This is a genomic window from Candidatus Streptomyces philanthi, assembly GCF_059553635.1.
Genome location: NZ_JCANQV010000398.1, coordinates 1 through 4,254 on the forward strand (window position 1 = coordinate 1; position 4,254 = coordinate 4,254).

The 4,254-nt window shown below is 72.9% G+C and carries 3 protein-coding genes; 2 read left to right on the forward strand and 1 reads right to left on the reverse strand.

Features of this window, described 5'->3' with window-relative positions; genetic code table 11:
* Positions 1–129: 129 nt before the first annotated feature.
* Complete coding sequence (locus AC51EU_RS27695) at positions 130–1,308, forward strand: acyl-CoA dehydrogenase family protein (RefSeq protein ID WP_496269825.1); 1,179 nt, start codon at positions 130–132, stop codon at positions 1,306–1,308.
* A 61-nt stretch (positions 1,309–1,369) separates the two neighbouring features.
* On the opposite strand, the gene AC51EU_RS27700 is transcribed toward AC51EU_RS27695, so the two are convergent.
* Positions 1,370–1,816 (reverse strand): cell division protein SepF, encoded by a 447-nt coding sequence (locus tag AC51EU_RS27700; RefSeq protein ID WP_496269826.1) that lies wholly within the window; start codon positions 1,814–1,816, stop codon positions 1,370–1,372.
* Between the two features lie 460 nt (positions 1,817–2,276).
* On the opposite strand from AC51EU_RS27700, the gene AC51EU_RS27705 reads away from it, so the two are divergent.
* Positions 2,277–4,254: nitrate- and nitrite sensing domain-containing protein (locus AC51EU_RS27705; protein ID WP_496269827.1), on the forward strand; the 1,978-nt coding region annotated here is incomplete at its 3' end.

A 4,254-nucleotide genomic window follows, 5' to 3' on the forward strand; every position in this document is an offset into this window, starting at 1 on the left:
GGCGGACGGGAGGGTGACGACGGGCCCGGCGCGCGGCGGCGGCCCTTGCCCGTGCGGCGGCATCGGTCGTACGGTCGGCGCGAGCAATAACTACCACTGCTAGTTTCTCGCGCTCCCCGGAGGCCCGCCATGCCCGCACCGTCCTTCGACCCCGCCGACCCCCTCGGCATCGACGACCTGCTCACCGACGAGGACCGCGCCGTCCGCGACACCGTCCGCCGCTGGGCCGCCGACCGCGTCCTGCCCCACATCGCCGACTGGTACGAGCGCGGCGAACTCCCCGGTATCCGCGACCTCGCCCGCGAACTCGGCTCCCTCGGCGCGCTCGGCATGTCCCTGACCGGCTACGGCTGCGCGGGCGCCGGCGCCGTCCAGTACGGCCTGGCCTGCCTGGAACTGGAGGCCGCCGACTCCGGCATCCGCTCCCTCGTCTCCGTCCAGGGCTCCCTCGCCATGTACGCGATCCACCGCTTCGGCTCCGAGGAACAGAAGCAGCAGTGGCTGCCGCGGATGGCCTCCGGCGAGATCATCGGCTGCTTCGGCCTCACCGAACCCGACCACGGCTCCGACCCCTCCTCGATGCGCACCCACGCCCGCCGCGACGGCTCCGACTGGGTGCTGACCGGCCGCAAGATGTGGATCACCAACGGCTCGGTGTCCGGGGTCGCGGTGGTCTGGGCCCACACCGACGACGGCATCCGCGGCTTCCTGGTCCCCGCCGGCACCCCCGGCTTCTCCGCCCCCGAGATCCGGCACAAGTGGTCGCTGCGCGCCTCGGTCACCAGCGAACTCGTCCTGGACGAGGTCCGGCTCCCCGCCGACGCGGTCCTCCCCGGCGCCACCGGCCTGCGCGGCCCCCTCAGCTGCCTGAGCCACGCCCGCTACGGCATCGTCTGGGGCGCCATGGGCGCGGCCCGCGCCAGCTTCGAGTCGGCACTGGAGTACGCCCGCACCCGCGAGCAGTTCGGCCGCCCCATCGGCGGCTTCCAGCTCACCCAGGCCAAACTCGCCGACATGGCCGTCGAACTGCACAAGGGCATCCTGCTCGCCCACCACCTGGGGCAGCGGATGGACGCGGGGCGGCTGCGGCCGGAACAGGTCAGCTTCGGCAAGCTGAACAACGTCCGCGAGGCGATCGGGATCTGCCGCACGGCCCGGACGATCCTGGGCGCCAACGGGATCTCCCTGGAGTACCCGGTGATGCGGCACGCCACCAACCTGGAATCGGTGCTCACCTACGAGGGCACCGTCGAGATGCACCAGCTCGTGCTGGGCAAGGCGCTCACCGGGCTCGACGCCTTCCGGTGAGCCCTCCCGCCCGGCCGCGCCGCCGGCGGGCGGCACCGGACGGGCCGGGGCGCGGCGGCGCTCAGCTCTGGTTGTAGAAGCCGCCGCGCCGGCCGCGGGCGTCACCGCTGATCACGCGGTAGTCGGCGGGGGTGAGCAGGAACACCCGGGTGGCCACCCGCTCGATCGAGCCGCGCAGCCCGAAGGCCAGCCCGGCGGCGAAGTCCACCACGCGCTTGGCGTCGGAGGACTCCATGGCCGTCAGATTGACGATCACCGGGACGCCCTCCCGGAAGAGTTCGCCGATGACCCGCGCGTCCGCGAAGCCGTCCGGGGTCACCGTGGCGATGCGGGTGCCCTGTTCCTGCGCGGCCCGGTCGGCCACCCGGAACCGGGGGTCGGTCACCCAGGAGTCGCCGCCGGCCGGGCCGGCGGCGGGCTCCTCGGCGTACTCGTCGTCGTAGTAGCGCTCGTCATCGTTGTCGTCGACGAGGCCGAGCCAGGCGCTCGCCTTCCGCATCGATCCCATGGACGCCTCCTCTCACCGCGTGTCTGTGTGTCCGCCCCCCTATGGTCCTCCATGAGGCGGACGTCGCGCCAAGCGGATGGCGGCCGCACGGGGGGTTCGTGACACATCTGGTGCAAAGAGGGTGGTGTGACGTCAGTTCGGTTGACGCGGTGCCCAACTGATGCTGTGACGGTCGTCACGAGACCCCGCCGCAAACCCGCGATGTCGACATGTGGTCAGAAGAAATCCGCACGGACCGCCGAGTAGGTTCCGCCGGGGGACCAGCACGGACGGCGGCAGCCCGGAAAGTGCGGCCCGGTCCGGGCAGATGATCGGGTGACCCTCCCGGTGAAGCGTCGTTGACACGACTGCAGATGCCTTCTGCATAAACCGTCAGCACACTTCGAAAGTCCGATCAGTGGATACACGCACCACGGAAACCAGGACACAGCGCTTACGCCGGGCGCTCACGGCGACGTTCGTGACGCCCCGCACCATCCGCGCCAAACTCGTCCGCATCCTCTGCGTCGCCCTCGTCATACTCCTGACGCTGCTCGGCGCCTTCGCCGCCCGGCAGGTCGGCGACTACACCAACGCCAGCTCCACCGCCGCCGACGCCCACCTCTCCGACGCCCTCCAGGGTTTCGTCCACGAACACCAGAAGGAACGCGGCCTGACCACCGGCTACGTCGGCGGCGTCACCGGCTTCCGCTCCCGGATGCTCGCCCAGCGTGAGCGCACCGACGCCTCCCTCGCGGCACTGCGCCGAGAACTGGCCGACCGCCCGGGAGCCTCCGCCGACGCGCTGCGCCGCGCCCTGCGCCGCGTCGACGCCCTCGCCGGCATCCGCGCCGCCGCCGACAACGGCTCCGGCCGCGCCGACCGGACCTACGACTACTTCACCGACACCAACGTCGCCCTCAACCACCTCACCCTCGGCGTCACCGGCGTCCGCGACGCCCGGCTGCGCGCCGACTACCAGACCCTCCGCGTCCTCGGACAGGCCAAGGAGTACCTGGGCCAGGAACGCGCCATCGTGCTCGGCTCCCTGCACTCCGGACGCTTCGCCCACCACGACTACACCCGCTTCATGACCACCCGCTCCGGACGCCTCGCCGCCCTGGCGGAACTCCCCGAGTGGGCCACCAAGGACCAGCGGCAGCAGGCCGAGGCGGCGCTCGCCACCCCCGCCGCCCGCCAGACGCTCGACTACGAGAGGCTGATCACCGACGGCCGGGGCGTCCTCCCCGGACCGGGCCGGGTGCCGCCCGCCGCCTGGTACGACGCGACGACCTCCACCATCGACGGGCTGCGCACCGTCCAGACCTCCCTCGGCAGGGACCTCAAGGACCGCGCCACCGAGCTGGAGTCCGACGCCACCCGCAACCTGGTCCTCTTCGGCCTCCTCGCCGTCGGCTCCGTCCTCGCCCTCGGCGGCCTGTCCATCGGCGCCGCCCGCTCGGTCTCCGCCCCGCTCGGCTCGCTGACCCGGCAGGCCCGCGAGGTCGCCGGCGACCGGCTGCCCGCCGCCGTCGCCCGCGTCCAGGCCGAGGCCGGACGCCCCGAGCCGCTGGCCCGCCTCGCCGTACCGCGCGGCGCCGGAACGGAGGTGCGGCAGCTCGCCGACGCCTTCGACCAGGTGCAGAAGGTCGCCTACGACCTCGCCACCGAGCAGGCCGTCCTGCGCCGCAACGCCACCGAGTCCCTGGTCAACCTCGGCCGCCGCAACCAGAACCTGGTACGCCGCCAGATCAGCTTCATCAACCGGCTGGAGCACGAGGACGCCGACCCCGCCACCCTCGCCAACCTCTTCGAACTCGACCACCTCGCCACCCGTATGCGCCGTAACGCCGAGAGCCTGCTGGTACTCGCCGGCGAGGCCAGCCCGCGCACCTGGGCCACCCCGCTCTCCGTCACCGACGTCATCCGCGCCGCGCTCTCCGAGGTCGAGGAGTACCGCCGGGTCAAGCTCCGCCGCGTCGACGCGGGATTCCTCAGCGGCACCGTCGTCTCCGAGGTCGCCCATCTGCTCGCCGAACTGATCGAGAACGCGCTGAGCTTCTCCCCGCCCGACACCGATGTGGAGGTCGAGGGCCGCCGCACCAGCGCCGGCTATCTCGTCGCGATCGTCGACCACGGCACCGGCATGGGCGCCCAGGCCATGGCCGAGGCCAACGTCCGCCTCTCCGGCGCCGCCAGCTTCATGGCCGAACCCACCCGGTTCCTGGGCCACTTCGTCGTCGGCGCGCTCGCCCGCAAGTGCGGCATCGAGGTCCGGCTCGGCGAGGCCCCGGCCGCCGGCACCGTCGCCCGGGTGCTCGTTCCCGGCACCCTCCTCACCGAGGCGGCCACCACCCCCGCCGCCCCGGACGTCACCGAGGCACGGGAGCGCAAGAAGGCCGCGGCCGAGGACGGACGGGAGCCCGCCACGGCCGGACCGCGGACGGAGGACGGCACGC

Bases quoted from the DNA above. Each gene is read 5' to 3' on its own strand.
- AC51EU_RS27695 (WP_496269825.1), top strand. From the start codon at position 130: ATGCCCGCACCGTCCTTCGACCCCGCCGACCCCCTCGGCATCGACGAC.
- AC51EU_RS27700 (WP_496269826.1), bottom strand. From the start codon at position 1,816: ATGGGATCGATGCGGAAGGCGAGCGCCTGGCTCGGCCTCGTCGACGAC.